Annotated in this window: 16 protein-coding genes; 2 read left to right on the forward strand and 14 right to left on the reverse strand. The window is 70.7% G+C overall.

Going from position 1 to position 18194, the window contains the following annotated elements; all coding sequences use genetic code 11:
- Positions 1-75 precede the first annotated feature (75 nt).
- The 10 genes from HRF36_RS05485 to HRF36_RS05530 form a co-directional block, all read right to left on the reverse strand.
- Positions 76-600: an adenylyltransferase/cytidyltransferase family protein gene (locus HRF36_RS05485; protein WP_173207980.1), complete on the reverse strand. Its 525-nt coding sequence runs from the start codon at positions 598-600 to the stop codon at positions 76-78.
- 62 nt (positions 601-662) lie between these two features.
- Positions 663-2111, reverse strand: coding sequence for a hypothetical protein (locus HRF36_RS05490; protein WP_173207274.1), 1449 nt, complete (start codon positions 2109-2111; stop codon positions 663-665).
- Entirely contained in the window at positions 2108-2905 is a 798-nt protein-coding gene (locus tag HRF36_RS05495) for a CDP-alcohol phosphatidyltransferase family protein (RefSeq protein ID WP_173207278.1), read from the reverse strand. The genes HRF36_RS05490 and HRF36_RS05495 overlap by 4 nt, the downstream gene beginning before the upstream one ends.
- Positions 2902-4176: a glycosyltransferase family 4 protein gene (locus HRF36_RS05500; protein WP_173207281.1), complete on the reverse strand. Its 1275-nt coding sequence runs from the start codon at positions 4174-4176 to the stop codon at positions 2902-2904. Before HRF36_RS05500 ends, HRF36_RS05495 begins: the two co-directional genes overlap by 4 nt.
- A 77-nt stretch (positions 4177-4253) precedes the next feature.
- Positions 4254-5825: a sugar transferase gene (locus HRF36_RS05505; RefSeq protein ID WP_173207284.1), complete on the reverse strand. Its 1572-nt coding sequence runs from the start codon at positions 5823-5825 to the stop codon at positions 4254-4256.
- A 691-nt stretch (positions 5826-6516) separates the two neighbouring features.
- Positions 6517-7530: a glycine betaine ABC transporter substrate-binding protein gene (locus HRF36_RS05510; protein WP_173207287.1), complete on the reverse strand. Its 1014-nt coding sequence runs from the start codon at positions 7528-7530 to the stop codon at positions 6517-6519.
- Entirely contained in the window at positions 7527-8315 is a 789-nt protein-coding gene (locus HRF36_RS05515; protein ID WP_173207290.1) for an ABC transporter permease, read from the reverse strand. Before HRF36_RS05515 ends, HRF36_RS05510 begins: the two co-directional genes overlap by 4 nt.
- On the reverse strand, positions 8312-9574 hold the full coding sequence (locus HRF36_RS05520; RefSeq protein ID WP_173207307.1) for an ATP-binding cassette domain-containing protein: 1263 nt from the start codon (positions 9572-9574) through the stop codon (positions 8312-8314). Before HRF36_RS05520 ends, HRF36_RS05515 begins: the two co-directional genes overlap by 4 nt.
- On the reverse strand, positions 9561-10211 hold the full coding sequence (locus tag HRF36_RS05525) for an ABC transporter permease (protein ID WP_371740027.1): 651 nt from the start codon (positions 10209-10211) through the stop codon (positions 9561-9563). The genes HRF36_RS05520 and HRF36_RS05525 overlap by 14 nt, the downstream gene beginning before the upstream one ends.
- A 245-nt stretch (positions 10212-10456) precedes the next feature.
- Positions 10457-11845: an LLM class flavin-dependent oxidoreductase gene (locus tag HRF36_RS05530; RefSeq protein ID WP_173207313.1), complete on the reverse strand. Its 1389-nt coding sequence runs from the start codon at positions 11843-11845 to the stop codon at positions 10457-10459.
- A gap of 82 nt (positions 11846-11927) precedes the next feature.
- Between HRF36_RS05530 and HRF36_RS05535 the strand changes: the two genes are divergently transcribed.
- Positions 11928-13139, forward strand: a complete 1212-nt coding sequence (locus HRF36_RS05535) for an MFS transporter (RefSeq protein ID WP_371740028.1) — start codon at positions 11928-11930, stop codon at positions 13137-13139.
- Here the strand turns inward: HRF36_RS05535 and HRF36_RS05540 are convergent, their stop codons facing one another.
- Positions 13140-14597 (reverse strand): MFS transporter, encoded by a 1458-nt coding sequence (locus tag HRF36_RS05540; protein ID WP_371740029.1) that lies wholly within the window; start codon positions 14595-14597, stop codon positions 13140-13142.
- An 81-nt stretch (positions 14598-14678) separates the two neighbouring features.
- On the opposite strand from HRF36_RS05540, the gene HRF36_RS05545 reads away from it, so the two are divergent.
- Complete coding sequence (locus HRF36_RS05545) at positions 14679-15251, forward strand: TetR/AcrR family transcriptional regulator (protein WP_173207316.1); 573 nt, start codon at positions 14679-14681, stop codon at positions 15249-15251.
- Positions 15252-15340: 89 nt separating this feature from the next.
- On the opposite strand, the gene HRF36_RS05550 is transcribed toward HRF36_RS05545, so the two are convergent.
- The 3 genes from HRF36_RS05550 to HRF36_RS05560 all read right to left on the reverse strand — a co-directional run bounded on the left by HRF36_RS05550 (position 15341) and on the right by HRF36_RS05560 (position 18153).
- Complete coding sequence (locus HRF36_RS05550) at positions 15341-16672, reverse strand: NAD(P)/FAD-dependent oxidoreductase (protein ID WP_173207319.1); 1332 nt, start codon at positions 16670-16672, stop codon at positions 15341-15343.
- A 118-nt stretch (positions 16673-16790) separates the two neighbouring features.
- Complete coding sequence (locus HRF36_RS05555; RefSeq protein ID WP_173207322.1) at positions 16791-17078, reverse strand: hypothetical protein; 288 nt, start codon at positions 17076-17078, stop codon at positions 16791-16793.
- Between the two features lie 97 nt (positions 17079-17175).
- The gene (locus HRF36_RS05560; protein ID WP_173207325.1) at positions 17176-18153 is read right to left on the reverse strand and encodes an aldo/keto reductase; all 978 of its coding nucleotides are present in this window, start codon (positions 18151-18153) and stop codon (positions 17176-17178) included.
- Positions 18154-18194 lie beyond the last annotated feature (41 nt).

Here is an 18194-nt window from a genome sequence, read left to right on the forward strand (position 1 = left end):
CCGATCCCCCCTCGAGATGGTTGTCCCCAGTGCCCCACGAGGACGGGCGGAACGATCCGGGATGGGGAGGACCGGTCAGCCCTGGAGGCGGACGGAGTCCCCGACGGCGGCCGGCTCGGTTCCGTGGCCCGACGTGCCGGACAGTGCCCGGAGAGCCCGGCGCAGGACCGTGCTGGACGTGCTCATCGTGTACGGGAAATAGACGACCTCGACCCCGACCGCTCCGAACTCGCGTTCGAGACGCAGACCCTTCTCGGTTCCCCGCCAGTCGTCTCCCTTGAAGAACACGTCGAAGCGGAGCTCGCGCCACACGTCCATCTTGTCGGGCACGGTCTCGGCGTGGACGCCGTCCACGACGTCGATGTGGCGGACGATCTCCAACCGTTCGGCGAGTGGGACGACGGGCGAGATGCCTTTCGTCACCTCCAGCATCTCGTCGGACACGACCCCCGCGATGAGGTGGTCGCACTGCGCGGAGGCGTGCCGGAGCAGGTTCAGGTGGCCGATGTGGAAGAGGTCGAAGGCTCCGGCCGCGTAACCGACCCGGCCCGCGCCTCCTCGTCCGCTCGTGACCTCGACGGGATCGAGGCCGAGGCCCAGGGTGGGGGTGGGGATGACGTCCACGGGTGTGGTCCTCTCGTCGGGGTGGTGCTCGGGTGTGGTCACGACAGGGCACCGGGCCGGCGTCGGAGGCGGGGGAGGGATTGGAGCGGACGGGAGCCACCCGCGTGGTCGACCAGGTCGGCGATGCTGAACGAGGGCACCGGTTCCTCGACGACGTCACGGACGTCGCCGTCGAGCCAGGTGGCCCGCACCAGGACCCGGCGCCAGGGGGGCACGCCGGTCAGCACGACGCCCACGGGCTGCACGTCGAGGCTGAGCAGCTCGGCGCTCAGGCTCCGGAGGGACTCCACCGTCGTGACCCCGGACCGGACGACGAGCAACACGCCGTCGACCTCGTCCGTCACGGCGCGCAGGGCGAGCGGATGGGAGTCGCTCGAGGCCTGGACGACGGAGACGTCGTAGTCCTCTCGGAGAGCGGCGAAGAATGCATGGGTCCCGGAGCGCACCAGGTGGCGGGACGAGGCCACGACACCGTCGGGCACCGGCACACGGTCGTAACCGTGGCGATCGGCCTCGACCTCCTCGGGTACGGCACCGACGGGGACCGTCGACGGGCGCGAGAGCGTGCGGGTGTCGAAGTCGGACTGGACCAGGGCGCAGGTGGCGCCGAGCTCGACGACGGCACGCGCGAGGCCGCCGTCCACACCGACCGCCTCGCGGACCGAATCCGTCCGCGCCAGCAGCAGTGTGGCGGGCAACGAACCACCGCGCAGCGCCCGCGTGTTCTGGACGACCTCGCGCAGGGCCGTTCGGGTCCGGGCGGACGAGACCCCGGTGACCGGGTCGTCGCCGTGCCGCAGGGTCCCCGGGAGCTGCCCCACGACCGGTAGCCCCGTGACGCGGCGGACGTCGTCGACCGTGTCGACCGTCGGCCGGGCGCGGGACAGGACGAGCGCGCCCGCCAGACCCACCGCCAGGCCGGCCAGCAGACCGGAGAGCATCGACAGCGCGAGGCCCGGTTCGTCGGGCGTGGTCGGCACGGCCGCCGGGGAGGTCAGGTCGAGTGCGACGGTCTGACCGTCCGACCCGGCCTGCGACTCGACGCCGTCCACGACCGTCGAGAGGCTCTCGGCGACGTCGTCGGCCAACGAGGCCGCCCCGTCGGCCGTGCCGGCCGACGTCTGGACCCGCAGGACGGCGGTGCCGCCCGGGTTGACCACGGAGACCCGCTCGGCGAGTTCGTCGACCGGCAGACCGAGGTCGGCAGCGACGGATCCGAGGACCTCCGGGCTCGTGCCGAGCTCGGCGTAGGACGCCACACGCTGCTGCGCGAACTGGCCCCGGGCCGCGAGGCCCGAGCCCGGCGACTCGACGCGGACGAGGAGGGTCGCCTCGGCGCGCCAGCCGGTCGGAGCGACCTGCGAGGCACCGACGCCGGCGGCCGCCCCGAGAAGCGCCGCCACGCCGACGAGCACGGCATGACGCGACACGGCCCGACCGAGACCGCCGACACGGGCCCGGCGAGCCCGGGCGCCCTCGTCGCTCACGGCTTCGACCCGATCGACGCGGGCGTCGCGGACCGGAGTTCGCGGAACCACTTGGGCAGAGCGAGGACGAGGTAGCCGGTGTTCGCGACGAGGAGGGCGAGGTAGACCACGGTGAACGCGGGCGGCCAGGCCAGCAGGACGAAGGCGAGGCACATCAGGCCGTAGTCCGTCGGAACGACCGCCAACGAGTAGAGCAGTCCCGTGCGACGACCCACGGGCGCGGCGACGCCGGTCCGGGCCGCCTCCGCCCTGCGGAGCTGATCCGTCAGGACGATGGCGAAGAACGCCACCGTGGCCACGACCTGGTAGACGAGCGGCGCGGCCAGCAGAGCCTCGCGGCCGTCCGGTTCGCGCAGCCAGGACGCGAAGACCGCCAGGTGCAGCACGGCGATCTTCGTCGCGTCGATGACGTGGTCGAGCCATTCGCCCGCGGGGCTGCCACCGCCCCGGAGCCGGGCGAGCTGCCCGTCCGCCGAGTCCAGGGCGTACCCCACGACGAGGAGCAGGACGACGGCCAGGGCCGTGCCGACACCCGACGGGGCGAGGGCGAGGACGGCGATCCCCGCGAAGGTGCAGGCCGCACTCACTGCGGTGACCTGGTTCGGCGTCGCACCGACCGTGTAGGCCACCGCGGCGGCCCACCGACCGAGGCGGCGGTTGACGAAACGCGAGTAAGCGGGCGCACCCGTCGACGGCTTCTGGGCCGAGGCGAGGGCCGCCAGAGCGGGGCGAACGGAGCGGGGCACGGAGGGTCGCGCGGAGGTCGCCTCGGCGGTCGTCGTGCGGTCGCTCATGACGCCACCGCCAGCGAGTCGACATCCGCCGTGTGCAATTCGCGGGTCACGACCGCTCCGATCCGTCGGCGCATGCGTTCCGGCGTGAACCGCTGCAGGTACGCCTCGCGGGCGTGGCGCCCGGCGACGGCGAGGGTGGGGACGTCCATCGACGACAGGATCGCCGAGAGACCGTCGACGTCGCGACGGTCGAAGAGCCATCCCGTGCTGCCCTCGTCGACGACCTCCTCGGGTCCGCCGGATCGGCTGGCGATCACGGGGCGTCCCTGGCTGAACGCCTCGAGCGTGACGAGACCGAACCCCTCGAGGGTGTCGGTCGGCAGGATCACGGCGTCGGCGTCGCGGAGATACGGCGACGCGTCCGCGACCTCTCCCACGACGGTGACCGTCTCGGGACGCGAGACGATCGCCGCGACGAGTCCGGGCACGTCGACGGAGGAGCCGACGGCCGGTGGCCCGCCCAGGATGACCAGTTGACCGGGGCAGCCCGCTGCGTTCCAGGCGGTGAGCAGCGTGGCGTGACCCTTGTGACCGTTCCAACGGCTCGCGACCACGTACTGGGGAGCGCGGCCTTCGGCACGGTCGGTCGCGGCGATCGAGCGGTCCGAGATGCCGTTGTGGACCACGACGGCCCGGGAGTCCTCCGAGAGGCCGGAGGAGTCGAGCACCGACCGTGAGACGGCGACGAGGGAGGTGCAGGCCCTGGCCAACGGACGGAGGCCTCGGCGGTCCCCGTCGCTCCAGGGCTCCTGGAGGTGTCCCACGACGCGGCGGACGCCCATGGCCCGCGCGACCGGCGCGACGACGAGGCAGGCGCTCGTGGCGCAGTAGACGAGATCGAAGTGACGCCCCGACAGACGGGCTGCGGTCCGCGCCGCGTCGCGGGCGAGACGGAGAAGGCCCAGGGGACCGAGACGGGTGCGGCGCAGGATCGGCAGTGGCGTCCGCTCGACGCGCGCCCCGAGCTCGCGCAGCCTCGGTCCGAGTGGACCGACGGAGACGTCGGAGGGCAACCAGACCGTGACGTCGAGGTCGTCACGGGCGGCGAGTTCGCCGACCACCTCGACGACGATGCGGTCCGAGCCGTACATCTCGTCGGAGGAGTGCACCAGAAGCACCCGACTGCGGCGCGATCCCTTGCGTCGGCGCGGCAGTTCGGGCAGGTCGATCGCCGGCCGCGCATCCTCGCGCGTCGTCGACGCCGTGGTGGGTGCGGCGGCCCCTGCTGCGGAGGACTCGCGGTCCCGGTAGTGCTTGATGTCGACGGACATGCTCTCTCCCCTGTCGTCGTGAGCGTGGTCCGGGCCCGTGAACGGCCCGAGATGGTCTCGGATGCTGCTGAGGGGGCTCAATAGGCTCCCCGGTGTTGGAAGAGCACCCGGACGGTGCGCCACATGATGACGAAATCGACCGTCAGCGACCAGTTCTCGACGTAGTAGAGGTCGAGGCGGACGCTCTCCTCCCAGCTGAGGTCGCTCCGTCCGTTCACCTGCCACATGCCGGTCAGGCCGGGCTTGATGTAGAGACGTCGATGCACGTGATCCTCGTAACCCTCGACCTCGCGGGGCAGCGGCGGCCGGGGGCCGACGACGCTCATCTCGCCCCGGACGATGTTCCACAGCTGGGGCAGCTCGTCGAGCGACCAGCGCCGCAGGACTCCTCCGACGCGGGTGACGCGAGGGTCCGACTTCATCTTGAAGAGGACGCCTGCACCTTCGTCGGCCTGGGCCAGGTCGGCGAGCCGACTCTCGGCGTCGACGACCATCGACCGGAACTTCAGCATCTCGAAGGTGCGTCCGTCACGGCCGACCCGCCGTTGACGGAAGAGCACCGGGCCGGGGCCGTCGAGTCTCACCGCGAGGGCGACGACCGCGAAGACGGGTGCGAGGACGATCAGTGCGGCGGAGGCCAGGACGAGGTCGGACAGGCGCTTGAGTGCGTGGCGGGGGCCGTCGAACTGCGGGAGCTCGACATGCATCAGGGGCAAGCCCTCGACCGGGCGGTAGTGGATGCGAGGGCCGGCGACGTTCGTCAGCCGCGACGCGATGACGAGCTCCGTGGCACGTCCTTCGAGCGACCAGCCGAGGTCGCGGAGGTACTCCCGGCCCCGCCCCGGCTCACCGGCGACGATGACGCTCTCCGCGCCCAGTCGCCAGACCGCACGAGGTACTCCGTCGAGGTCGGCGACCACGGGGACCACACGTCCCCCGACGACGATGCCGCGCGGGTCGGCGTCGGGGACGGCCGCGCCGACGATGTCGTAGACGGCGCCGCTGGTCTTGTCGATGCGACGGACGACGTCGGCGATGTCGTCCCGCGACCCGACGATCACCGCCCTCGACAAGTAGTGCCCCTTCGCTCGCTGCTGCTCGAGCCAGCGCCGCATGGTCCACCGACCGACGACCAGGCCCGCACCGCCCACGGGCAGGGCCACGAGGAAGTAGCCCTCACCGCCGATGTGGCCGACCGAGGCGAACCCGATCGCCACGACGGCGAACGCCCAGACGCTGGCCGTGAGCAGTCGCTTGTACTCGACGACGCCGCTTCCCACGACCGCGAGGTCACGCGTGCGGTGAAGCGTCAGGCACAGGGTCCAGACCAGTCCGACCACGACCGGCAGCCAGGGCGAGCCGATCGACTCGACGAGGGTGGAGGCGTTCGATCCCCGGCCGGCCGCGATGGCCCGCGCGGCATCCACGGCGACGGCGCCGACGATGCTCAGGGTGAGGACGACCGTGTCGACGAGACGGAGCCGGCGGCGGTAACGACGCGCCCAGGCCGCGCCGGACTCGGCGTCGTGGGCCGGCGCGGGCGCGGGGAGGGGCGCGTCCGAGGCGGGCAGGTCGATCGGGGGGTCGTTCCGTCGCGGGGACGACGGTCCGACCAGGACTGAGCGGAGTTCGCTCTGCGTGCTGGACATCGGGTCTCGGGTTCGGGTAGGCGATGGCGCGCCCACGTCGCTGGTGACGACGGGGCGGTGGCGGGCGGTCGATCGAGATTCGGGTTCGATCGACCGCCCAGGCGTCGCGCCGGAGCACGGGCGTCACGAGGGTGCGGACGTCCGCCGGGCGGCGACGGGCACGCCGGGCAGCGGGTCTGCTCGACGCACGATTCGGGTCGGTGCGGTGACGGGGAGCGGGCTCCCCGGGAGAGGGTCGGGTTTCTCGGTTCCTGGTGATTTCGGGTCGACCAGGAGGATGCTGTGACTCTACTTCGGGGGGCACCCGACACAGGAGTCCATCGAGACCCCCCGTTCGGGGGCGTCCTTGTCCCCCCTGTTGCCGACACCCGAACGGGTGACCCCTGCGCCCCGTCGTGTCACCCGTGCGGGGGTGACAAAAAGCCGATAAATCCCCGGGTGCGGCGTGTCACAGGGTGAGCACCGGTCGAGCCAGCTCTGCCTCTTCGGAAAAACCCAGGTCAAAACCCTTGTAGAGAGGGATCGCAGACGCTCGCCCCCTGGGAGCGCGCGTCGTTCACTATCCCGACACATGTCGTTCATCTCGTCAAAGCGCCCCCCTGGTCGGCAGAGATGGGGTACAGACGGAGAACGCCCCCCGGCCGTCCGGCCGGGGGGCGCATCACCCGTCACAATCACCCTCGTCGGCGCGTCACGGACGGGTGACGAATCCTTGTTCGACCATCCAGTCGAAGGCCACGTCGGCGGGCTCCTCGCCCTCGACGTCGACCGCCAGGTTGAGTCGGCGCATCTCGCTGTCGGTGAGGGCGGGCGAGATCTCGTCGTACACCTCGGCCAGCTGCGGGTACTGCTCCAGCGTGGCCGAGGACAGCACCGGAGCCGCGTTGTACGCGGGGAAGAACCCGCGGTCGTCCTCGAGCACGGCGAGATCGAGGGAGTCGATCCGGCCGTCGGTGGTGAAGACCTCGCCGAAGTTGCAGCTACCCCGGTCGGTCGCGGTGTAGACCGTGCCCGTGTCGAGGATGCTCACGTTGCTCGTCGGCACGCCGTCGGCGGCACCGAGCTCGAGCCCGTAGGCCGCGAGCATGGGGGCGAAGCCGTCGGCTCGCGAGTTGAACTCGGCCTCGACACAGAAGGTCCGCTGCTCGACGGGCAGTTCCGCGATCTGCGAGAGCGTCGTGACGTCACCCAGCTCGGGCACGGCCTCGGCCCGCACGGCCATGGCGTACGTGTTGTTGAGCGGGGCCGGCTCGAGCCAGGTCAGTCCGTTCTCGGCATCGGCGTCGCGGACGGCCTCGTACTGTTCTCGCTGATCCGGGATGCCCTCGGCCTCGGCGAGATAGGTCAACCACGCGGTGCCGGTGTACTCGTAGGTCATGTCGGCCGTGCCGTCGAGCATCAACTGCCGGACAGCGACGGAACCCGGCACGTTCGTCATGTCGGTCACCTCGAAGCCCGCGGCCTGTGCGGCGAGCACCGCGATCTTGCCGAGGATCAGCTGTTCGGTGAAGTTCTTGGCCGTCACGGTGATGGCCGCGTCGTCGGGCAGCCCCTCGATGGCGCGGATCGAACCGGGTGCCACCGCGGGCACGAAGGCGGTGGCCGGTTGCAGGCCGCATCCCGTCAGGGCGAGCGTCGCCGCCGCGACCACGGCGAGGGACGAGGAGGCGCGCCGCAGTCGTCGGGGGAGTCGTGAGGTGGTCATGCGCGAAGTCCCTTCGGACGGGCGACGTACTCGACCACACGGCCCAGCCAGTCGATCATGAGGGCGAGCAGGGCGATGAGCAGCGCACCGGAGACGAGGACGCGGGGCAGGAAGAGGTTCACCCCGGTGGTGATTAGCAGCCCCAGGCCGCCGGCGCCGATGAAGGTGGCGAGGGCCGCCGATCCGACCAGCAGCACGAGTGCCGTCCGGATGCCGGAGAGCATGACCGGGACGGCCAACGGCAGTTCGACCTTGACCAGGACGGACGCCGCACTCATGCCCATGCCCCGGCCCGCTTCGACGAGGCGGGCGTCGACGCTCTGCAACCCGATCATGGTGTTGCGCAGCACCGGGAGGGCCGCGTAGAGGACGAGCGCGACGACCGCTGCCCAGAACGTGAATCCGAGCCAGAAGGCGAGCAGCACGATGAGTCCGATGGCAGGCGCGGCCTGGCCGAAGTTCGCCACGACCAGGACGGGTCCGCTGATGCGGGCGAAGGGCCGTCGCGTGAGCAGCACGCCGAGGGGGATGGCGAGCACGAGCACGATGGCAGCCGACACGAACGTGAGGGCGAGGTGCTCACCCGTGTAGGCGAGAAGGTCAGAGGGGTTGAGGGTGGTGCGTTCGGCCGTCGTCAGGTCGGCCGTCACGAGCCACACGACGAAGGCGGCGAAGACCGCGAGCACGGCCAGGGGCTGCACGAGCAGGCCCAACCACGCCGGTCGTGGTCTGCCTCGACCCTCCGGCCCCCCGTCGAGCGAGGTCGGGGCGACGGCGGCGGTCATGCCGCGCCCTCGTCGCCCGCGGGCGCGCCGGGGACGAGATCGATCGAGCCCGTGTTCGTACCCACCGGGGCGTCGTGCTGCACCTCGGCGGCCGACGCTCGCGCCCGGGTGATGGCCTCCATGACGACCTCGACGGTGATGACGCCGATGAAGGCGTCTCGTCGGCCCGTCACCAACGCGGCTCCCGCGCTCGAGACGAGCATGGTGTCGAGCGCGTCGTTGAGCGTGGCCCCGCTGCCGATGACGGGGAGGTCGACGTCCGGCGTCGAACCCAACACGCCGAGACGGCCGAGCTGACGGCGAGAGGGCCACGAGACCGGTCGTTCGCGATCGTCCACGACGACGGCGTGGCCGTGGCCGGCCGCCTCGACCCGGGACAGGACCTCGGCGGCGTCCTCACCCGAGCGGGCGACGACGGCCTCGGCCAGGTCGACGTCGCGGACGCGCGTCAGCGTCAGCTGCTTCAGACCCGCCCCCGACCCGATGAAGTTCTCGACGAACTCGTTCGCCGGCTCGGCGAGGATGCGCTCGGGGGTGTCGTACTGGACGATCCGCGCCCCCTCCGAGAAGATGACGATCCAGTCACCGAGCTTGACGGCCTCGTCGAAGTCGTGGGTGACGATGACGATGGTCTTCTGCAGCTCGTGCTGGATGTTGATCAGCTCGTCCTGCAATCGTTGGCGGGTGATCGGGTCGACGGCACCGAAGGGCTCGTCCATGAGGAGCACGGGCGGATCGGCGGCGAGGGCCCTGGCGACCCCCACGCGTTGCTGTTGCCCCCCGGACAGTTCACGCGGGTACCGGTCACGGTAGGTGGCCGGGTTCAGTGACACGAGTTCGAGCAACTCGTCGACCCGGGCGGCGATGCGCTCCTTCGACCAGCCGAGCATCTTCGGCACGATCGCGATGTTGGCCGCGACGCTCATGTGCGGGAACAACCCGCCCGCCTGGATCACGTAGCCGATGCGCCGCCGCAGCTCGTCACCGTCGATCGCCGTGACGTCGTCGTCGCCGAGGACGATGCGCCCCTCGGTCGGTTCGATCAAACGGTTGATCATCTTGAGGGTCGTGGTCTTGCCGCACCCCGACGGGCCGACGAGCATGACGATCTTGCCGGCCGGGATCTCCAGGGTGATGCCGTCGACGGCCGGCTTCGCCTGGCCCGGATAGCGCTTGGTCACCTGGTCGAGGGTGATGCCGCGGCCCGACACCTCCTGAGAGGGGGACGAGGAGGCGCGGGTGGGGTCAGTTCTGGACACGGATGCCTCTCGAGATGGTCAGGCGGCCGAGGCCGACGAGGAGGAGGTCGAGGACGAGGGCCAGCAGGACCACGCCCACCACCCCCGTGACCACGGAGGCGAGGGCGTTCGCCCCGCCGAGTCGGGACAGGCCCGAGAAGATGAAGCCGCCGAGGCCCGGGCCCAGCGCGTAGGCCGCCACGGCGGCGATCCCCATCACCATCTGCGCGGAGACACGCACACCGGTGAGGATAATCGGCCACGCGAGCGGCATCTGCACGGTCGCCAGGGTGCGGAAGCGCCCCATGCCGACGCCTCGTGCCGATTCGACGAGCGACCCGTCGACCTCGTGGAGGCCGACGACGGCGTTGCGGAGGATCGGCAGGGCGGCGAAGAACGTGACGACGATGACGGACGGCGCGACACCGAATCCGGCGAAGGGGATCAGCAGACCCACCAAGGCGAACGAGGGCAGGGTCAGCCCCACGGCGGAGACGCCGTTCGCCAGCGCGTAGAGCCGGGGGCTGCGGTGCACGAGAGCCGCGAGGCCGACCGAGATGACGACGGCCAGCACGAGGCACTGAACCACGAGCGAGAAGTGCTGCCAGGAGGCGAACCAGATCTGGCTCCACCGGTCCACCACGAAATCCCACGCCACGTAGACCATCTCCTCATCAGCAGCATCGACCGTCAGTCCGAATTGCCGCTTCCCCGAGAGGCGACCGGCGTCCACACTAACCACGGCCCCCGCCCGCCGTCATGCCCCCGACCACCCCTCACCGGGGGGCAGACTCCCTAGTCGTTATCTGATCGCGTCAGGAGAAATGCCGATGAGAACGGCGTGTCGCGAAAGAGCGACACGCCGTTGTAACGATCCTCAGATCGCTGTGCGCCGCACCCTCCTCAGGACGCCGTGGGCCCGGACGAGACCTTGTACCGGGCCCCGTGGTGCTCGTCCGGCAAGCGGTCGCCACGGCCGAACAGCTTCTGCCTCAAAGTTCCCGGCTCGTACTCGGTGGGGTAGACGCCCCGGGCCTGCAGCACGGGGATCACGTGCTCCACGACGTCCTCGAAGGTGCCGGGCGTGATCGCGTAGGCCAGGTTGAACCCGTCGACGTCGGTCTCGTCGACCCACTCCTGGAGCTGATCGGCGATCTCCTCACCGGATCCGACGATGCGCGGACCGAGCCCGCCGATCCCGGCGGCCTCGGCGATGTCGCGGATGGTCCACTTCTTGCCCGTGTCGCCCTCCTGCGCCTGGAAGTTGGCCAACGCCGACTGGATCGCGTTGCTCTCGACGTCGCCCACGGGGTCGTCGAGCGAGTAGGTCGACAAGTCGACGCCCATCCAGCCCGACATGAGCGTCAAGGCGCCCTCGTGCGAGGCGTAGCGCCGGTACTCGTCGTGCTTGGCCCGGGCGGCTTCAGGGGTGGCGTCGGTGATGATCGTCAGCAACGTGTAGATGCGCGCGGAGTAGCGGTCGCGACCCGCGGCCTCGAGGGCGTCCCGGATCTTGCCGACCGTCGCGGCGAGACGCTCCTTCGTCGGCGCCGCCACGAAGATCGACTCGGCGTTGCCTGCGGCGAACCGGATGCCCCGGGGGGAGGCGCCCGCCTGATAGATCACGGGGGTGCGCTGCGGGCTGGGCTCGGCGATGTGGATGCCCGGCACCTTGTAGTAGGTGCCGTCGTGACCGATCTCGTGCACCTTGGTCGGGTCGGTGAAGACACCCGACTCGCGATCGCGGACGACCGCGTCGTCCTCCCACGACCCTTCCCACAGCTTGTAGAGCACTTCGAGGTACTCGTCGGCCTGGTCGTAGCGGGTGTCGTGGTCGAGCTGGTCGTCGGCGCCCATGTTGCGGGCGGCGCTCGGCAGGTACCCGGTGACGACGTTCCAGCCCACCCGCCCGTCGGTCAGGTGGTCGAGGGTCGACATGCGCCGAGCGAACGGGTACGGGTGTTCGTAGGCGGTGCCGGCCGTGATGCCGAAGCCGAGGTGCTCGGTCGCGGCGGCCATCGCCGAGACGAGCAGGACGGGGTCGCCGACCGGCGTCTGGGTGCCGTTGCGCAGCGCCGCGTCGTGATTGCCGCCGTAGACGTCGTACGTGCCGAGCACGTCGGCGATGAAGAGGCCGTCGAACACGCCCTTCTCCAGGAGGCCTGCGAGTGAGGTCCAATAGCTCAGCTTCGTGTAGTCGGCCGAGCGGTCGGCGGGGTGTCGCCAGAGGCCGGGGGACTGGTGCCCCACGCAGTTCATGTCGAAGGCGTTGAACCGGATTCGTCGAGTCATGATGCCATCCTCACGACCCGGGCGCGCGCCGTCGCCGAAGCCGACACACGACGTCACACTCCACGCCCCGTAGCCTGGGTCGGTGCTCCCGTCCCGCCCCCGCGTCGTCGCCTCCGACCGTCCCCGCCTCACCCGCGACGTCTACGTGCTCGGAGTCATCGCCTTCTTCGTGATGGTCGGCTTCGGGGTGGTCGTTCCCGTGCTGCCGGTCTACGCCCGGAGCTTCGGCGTGGACCACGCCCTGGTCGGAGCCGTCCTCTCGGCCTTCGCCCTCATGCGCCTCGTCGCGAGCCCGTTCGTCGGCCGGCTGATCGACCTGATGGGCGAACGGGTCGTGCTCTCGGTCGGCATCGGCATCGTGGCGTTGTCGAGCGGGCTCGCCGGACTGGCCGCGACCTACCCGCAGCTCCTGCTGCTCCGCGGGGTGGGCGGCATAGGTTCCGCCATGTTCAGCATCGCGGCCATGACGTTGTTGCTCGGGGCGAGCGACCCGTCGCTTCGAGCCCGGGCCGTGGGCTTCTATCAAGGCGGGTTCCTCGTGGGTGGCATGGCGGGCCCGGCCCTCGGCGGACTGCTCGCCACCATCTCGTTGACCGCGCCGTTCTTCTTCTACGCGGGCACGCTCGCCGTGGCCGGTCTGGTGGGCGTCGTGCTGTTGCGACGGGCACCGCAGCACTCCTCGACGACCACCGCCGCACCTCCGGTGCCCCTCGGGGTCGTCCTCCGTGACGTGCGGTTCCGCACCGCCTGCGTTGCCAACTTCGCCCAGGGCTGGTCGTCGCTCGGAGTGCGGAGCGCCCTGGTGCCCGTGCTGGTGGTCGAGGTCCTCCGCGGACCCACCGCGTGGACGGGTCTGCTCTTCGCGGCGTCGGCGGTGGCCCAGACGATCGCTCTGGCGCCCGCCGCGCGGTTCGTCGACACGGTCGGCCGACGACCGGCCGTGATCGGGGCCTTCGCGGTCGCCGCCGTGACCCTGTTCGCGGTCGCCTTCGCGGCGGACGTCTGGACCCTCGGCGCACTCCTCTGCGTCTACGGCGTGGCCACCGCGTTCATGGGCACCGCACCCGCGGCGCTCGTCGGCGACGCCGCGGGCGCCCGAGGCGGCCGCCCGGTGGCGATCTTCTCGATGTGCTCGGACGTGGGAGCGATCGCCGGGCCGCTCGTCGCCGGACTGCTGGTCGACACCGTCTCGTATCCTGCGGCGTTCGGCGTGGCGGCAGTCCTGCTGGCGGTGGCGGCCGGGGCGGCGATCCGCCTGCCCCGGGCCACCACCGCCGCGCCGACATCCGCCTGATCAGCCGAGGTGGACGGGCGCCTCGCTGGGCAGCAGGTCTTCCTTGCGACCGCGGATCAAGAAGAACGAGATCGGCGCGGCCAGCAGCATGGCGATCGCAGCGGCCAGGAAGGCCACCGAGTAGCCGTCGACGAGCGCACCGAGCGGACCGTTCACGGTGGACGTCGACGACGCGACCGCACCGGCGTAGAGGTTGGTGAAGACGGCGAGGCCGATCGATCCGCCGATCTGCATCATGGCGTTCGAGGTGGCGCTGGCCGCACCGGCGTCGTGCGGTTCGACCCGGCTGAGCGCCAGGTTCTGCATCGGCACGAAGACCCCGGCCAGTCCGACGCCCATGACCAGCAGAGCCGGCAGCACCTGAACCGCGTACGAGCCGTCCGCCGTGATCTGGGTGGCGAGCCAGAGCAGCCCCGCCCCGGCGACGAGCGGCCCGACGATCATCATGGGGCGAGGCCCGACGACCGGCAGCAGCTTCGTCAGCAGGGGAGCGCAGACCATGATGACGAGCGTCATCGGCAGGCTGGCGAGCCCCGCCTCGAGTGGACCGAAACCGAGCACGATCTGCAGGTGGAAGGTGAGGTAGAGCAGGGCACCGATCATCACGCTGCCGACGATCAACTGCACCAGGAACGCGCCACCACGGACGCGGTCGGCGAGCACGCGCATCGGCAGCAGCGGGTGGTCGCTCCGTCGCTCCACGAGGACGAACAGCACCAGCAGCCCGGCCCCGAGGGCGATGAACCCGATGACGACGGCGGAACCCCAGCCGTCCTCGGCCCGCGTGAAACCGTAGACGAGGCTCGCGAGCCCGGCGGCGACGACGATCGTCCCCACGACGTCGAGGCGGTTGCGTCCCTCGGCCCGACTCTCGCTGACCACGAAGGCGGCGGCGACGATGGCGACGAGGACGATCGGCACGTTGACGAGCAGGCACCAGCGCCAGCTGACGAACTCGGTCAGCACGCCGCCGAGCACGAGTCCGACTGCGGCACCCGCGCCCGAGATGGCACCGAACACGGCGAAGGCCGTGTTGCGGTCACGGCCCGACGCGAAGGTCGTGGTGAGCACGGCGAGAGCCGCGGGGGCGAGCAGGGCGGCGAACATGCCCTGCAGACCGCGGGCGAGGATGAGCTCGCCGCCCGTCTGCACGAGACCGCCGAATGCCGAGGCGGCACCGAAACCGACCATCCCGACGATGAAGGTTCGCTTGCGCCCCCAGAAGTCGGCGATGCGGCCACCGAGCAGCAGCAGCGCTCCGAAGGCGAGCGCGTAGGCCGTGACGACCCACTGACGGTTCTCGTCGCTCAGGCCGAGATCGGCCTGAGCATCGGGAAGGGCGATGTTGACGATGGTGCCGTCGAGGACGACGACGAGTTGCGCGAGGGCGACGATGACGAGCACCCACCAGCGGCGCGAGGAGCGCGTCTCGGTGGATGCGGGGGCGACGGTGGTCACTGCGGTACCTGTTTCTCTGGGGGGACGACGGATAACCCTACCTACTAGTTGGTTGGTTCGTAAGTCGGCTACGGTGATGCGATGCGAACCGATGCCGCCGAGACCCGTCGAGCCATCCTCGAGGCCGCGACCGCCGAGTTCTCGCGCCACGGGCTGGCCGGCGCGCGTGTCGACCGCATCGCCGCCGAGGCAGGTTGCAGCAAAGAACGCCTCTACGCGAACTTCGGCGACAAGCGTTCGCTCTTCACGACCGTCCTGAACGGCACCTTCGAGACGATGGGTGACGCGGCGTCGCACCCCGCCGCGAGCATCGCCGAGTTCGCGCTCGCCGTCTTCGACCACATGCAGGCCCACCCCGACCACAACCGGCTGATCGCCTGGGCCCGGCTCGAAGGCGAGCACGACTGGGAGGCCTCCGTCCCCACCCTGCGCGCCGTCCAGGACGCCGCCTTGTCCCAACTCGACCGCCTCCGTGACGACCCGGCCGTGACCGTGTCCTGGAGCAGCGACGACATCTTCGCCCTCGTCATGTCACTCACCCGCGCCTGGCAGAACCTCCCCGGTCTCGGCGAGGCGCACCCCGGCGTGGTCCTCGACCCCGCCCTGCAACGCGAGATCGTGCGCGAAGCCGTGCGGCGCCTCACCACGGGCTGATCCGGGCACGGGGTCGCGGGCTGCGACGACGACGAAGGAGGCGCACCCCGGTCACCCGGGACGCGCCTCCTGTCATCGAGGACTCGCGTCTACTTCTTGGCGTCGACCTTCGGGGTGACCTTGAGGAAGCCGGCGCGGGGGTCGCCGAGCCCCACCAGCGGAGTCGTGTCGCGACCGCCGACGAAGTTCGTGATCCAGCCCGACAAGATGCGGAACTTGCGGTTCAGCGTGGGCATCGCGTACAGGTGGTAACCGCGGTGCGCCAACCACGCCGGCACGTTCTTCAGCTGAAGGCCGAACATGCTGGCCGCCCCCTTGCCGATGCCGTAGCTCGCCACGGTGCCGAGCGACTCGTGTCGGTACTCCTTGACGGGCTCGCCCGAGAGGGTGGCGATGACGTTGTCGGCCACGGTGACCGCCTGACGCACGGCGTTCTGCGCGTTCGGCGGGTAATACGCCGGCTGCTTCTCGGCCAGGAGGTCAGGCACCTGCGCGCCGTCGCCGAGGGCCCAGACGCCGTCGAGCTTCTGGCCGTCCTCGGTCTGGACCTGCAACGTCGCACTGACGTTGACGTGCCCCTTGGGGCCGAGGGGCAGGCCCATCTCGCCGAGGACCGGGTTCGGCTTGACGCCGGCCGTCCAGACGATCGTGCCCGCGGGGATGGTCTCGCCGTCGCTCAGCACGACGTCGCCGTCGACGCACGAAGGCATCGTCGTCTTGAGCCGGATGTCGATGCCGCGGCCGCGCAGCTGACCGAGCGTCCACTTCGAGAGCTCGGGGCCGACCTCGGGTGCGACGCGGTCGAGGGCCTCGACCAGCACGAAGCGCAGTTCGTCACGCGAGAGGTTCGGGAACGTGTCGACCGCCGAATTGGCGGCGTCGGACAGCTCGGCGAGGGCCTCGACACCGGTGTAGCCGCCACCGACGAAGACGACGGTCAGCAGCTTGCGGCGGACGGCCGGGTCCTTGACGCTGGCCGCCTCGGCGATGTTGCCGAGAATGCGGTCTCGGACGTACTGCGCCTCTTCGACGCTCTTGAAGCCGACACCGTTCTCGGCGAGTCCCGGCGTCGGGAAGGTCCGGGTGACCGCACCCAGGGCGACGACCAGCTGGTCATAGGCGATGTCGCTCGACTCGCCGTCCGCGCTCGTGACGGTGACCTTCTTGGCCTGGCTGTCCAGACCGGTGACGGAGGCTTCGATGACCTTCGTGCGCTTGAGCGTCTTGCGCAGCGGCACGGTGACGTCGCGTGCGGCGATGTGGCCACCGGCCACCTCGGGCAAGAACGGTTGGTAGGTGAAGTACGGGGCCTGGTCGACGAGCGTGATGCTCGCCGCCTGGGGTGGGTGTCGCTTCTGCAGTTCGAGTGCAGTGGTGAGCCCGGCGGAACCGCCGCCGAGAATTACGATTCGTTTGGTCATGTATGTGTTCCTCCCTCAGACGACCGTACCCCGGGGGCCGGTCGCCCGGACGCGACGTGCCGAACGGCCCGGCACCCCGTGGGGGCCGGGCCGTTCGCGACAGGGCCGGGAGGCCCGTTCAGCGGCCACCGTCGACGTCGCTCTGCGTGAACGACCCGTCGGGCTCACCGTCGTGGGGTCCGCCGTGCCCGACGGGCTCGTCGGGCACCTGGGCGTCGACGTACGAGCCGTCTCCCTCGCTCGTGTCGGTGTCCTCGGTGTAGGTGCCGTCGGCCTCGCCGTCGTGCGGCCCGCGCGTCCTGGCGCCTCCGTCGAGGTCGTCGTCGACGTAGGAGCCGTCCTCACCCGAGGTGGGTCCGCCCGTGCTCGACCGGTCGTGCTCGTGCTGGTTGGCGTCGCTGCCCATGGGTGCTGCCTTTCGTCGAGGTCGGCCGGCGTCTTCGCCGCCCGTGCCGCTCACCCTAGACCGGCCCGCTGCCGGACGACCGGGCCGTGTGACGGCGTCAGAACCCCTCGTTCTCGCGCGTCACGTAGGGCGATTCGAGCGAGTCGAGCTCGTCGTCGGTGAGCCACAGGTCGACCGAGGCCACGGCGTCGTCGAGGTGCTGCATCTTCGTGGCCCCGACGATGGGCGAGGTGACGGCGTCCTGCTGCCTCACCCAGGCCAGCGCGACCTGTGCGCGCGAGACGCCCCGCGCCTCCGCGACGTCGGCGACGGCCTGCGCGACGGTCCGGTCGCCGTCCTCTCGCTGCCGGTAGAGGGTCTGACCGAAGCGGTCGGTCTCGGTCCGGGCCGTGGTGGCGTCCCAGTCGCGGGTGAGCTTGCCGCGGGCCAGGGGCGACCAGGGCAGCACACCGACTCCCTGGTCGAGGCAGTAGGGGTGCATCTCCCGTTCTTCCTCGCGCTGGATCAGGCTGTACTGATCCTGCATCGAGACGAAACGCGTCCAGCCGCCGAGGTCGGCCGCGTGCTGCATCGTGGCGAACTGCCAGGCCCACATGCTCGAGGCACCGATGTATCGGGCCTTGCCCGACTTGACCACGTCGTGCAGGGCCTCCATCGTCTCCTCCACGGGCACCTCGGGGTCGAAGCGGTGGATCTGGTACAGGTCGACGTAGTCGGTGCCGAGGCGACGCAGGCTCTCGTCGATGGCGCTCATCACATGGGCCCGGCTGAGGCCGGCACCGTTCGGACCGGGACGCATGCGGCCGTGCACCTTCGTGGCGAGGACGACCTCCTCGCGGGTGGCGAAGTCGCGCAGGGCCCGCCCGACGATCTCCTCGCTCGTGCCGTCCGAGTAGACGTCGGCGGTGTCGAAGGTCGAGATGCCGAGCTCGAGCGCGCGGGCGATGAACGGGCGACTCTCGTCCTCGGACAGGCTCCACTCGTGGGTCCCGCGGTCGGGGACGCCGTAACTCATGCAGCCGAGGGTCACCGCCGAGACGGTCAATCCGCTCGTGCCCAGTCGTGCGTACTCCATGTGTCGTCCCTCTCGTCGTCGAGGCGGGGCACCGGCGGCCA

Origin of the sequence: Frigoribacterium sp. VKM Ac-2836, from assembly GCF_013248995.1 — a bacterium.
GTDB lineage: Bacteria > Actinomycetota > Actinomycetes > Actinomycetales > Microbacteriaceae > Frigoribacterium.